Raw genomic sequence first — 820 nt, 5'->3', positions numbered from 1 at the left:
TATGCCCATGTAGGCGGATGCCAGTTTTTCTGATTCAGCCGATATGGAACTTCAAGAGTGATATTTGCTGCCTCAAAGAGATTCTTCTGAATCTCAGCACAGAGATAGCCTTTGTCTCCAAGCATCATGCAATCATGATATTCCCAGCGTACGTCCTTGAGATAATGAAGGTCATGAACACTTGCGGCAGTCATGTCAAAGGAATGGATAACACCAAGTATTCCGCAGACAACATGGAGCTTATAGCCATAATAATGCAAGCCTTGCGAAGCGCAGTATCCCCAGTCGGGAGCAGCATCGGGATTGTCTTGTCCCATGGTGCATCGTTTGGCCCGTGCGTTCCGGCATACCTTTACTGGTTTAGAATCAATGCAGAATACATCTTCGGGGCCATCAATAGCTCTGGCTACATCCTTGCGGATTTCTTCTGCAAGTCGGGCCGTGAGCTTGCGTCGGGCATTGAATTGTCTGCGACTGATCAGGTTAGGCAAATCCTCCTTACACTCATGGTGCAGACGATAAAAAAGAAGATTCGCGCTGTCGAAGCCGAAGGACTCGGCGGTTATCCCGAGAGCAATGACTTCAAGGTCGGAAAACTTGGGAACAACACCGCACCTGGGTACGTTTCCATGTTCATTAACTCGATTTCCGGCAAAATCCTTGCAGATTCCGAGGATTCTGACGAAATTTGCTATGAAGTTGCGCATAAGCAGTGCAATAGTAGTTAACGGTGTGGTTACCACTAATTTAATAATAATCCGCAAATTGTGCAACTTTTTCATTTGTAAATATTTAGAATTTTAATTCAACCAACGGGTTA

Annotated in this window: 1 protein-coding gene; it reads right to left on the bottom strand. The window is 45.5% G+C overall.

Annotated elements, in window-relative coordinates; genetic code table 11:
* Window positions 1-782 (bottom strand): IS982 family transposase (locus M1B78_RS18445; protein WP_430732579.1); only part of this gene is annotated, 782 nt, incomplete at its 3' end.
* Between the last annotated feature and the right edge of the window lie 38 nt (window positions 783-820).

The organism is Bacteroides muris (ex Fokt et al. 2023) (genome assembly GCF_024704895.1).
Classification (GTDB): Bacteria; Bacteroidota; Bacteroidia; order Bacteroidales; family Bacteroidaceae; genus Bacteroides; species Bacteroides muris.
This window is presented reverse-complemented; position numbering and strand designations above follow the sequence as displayed.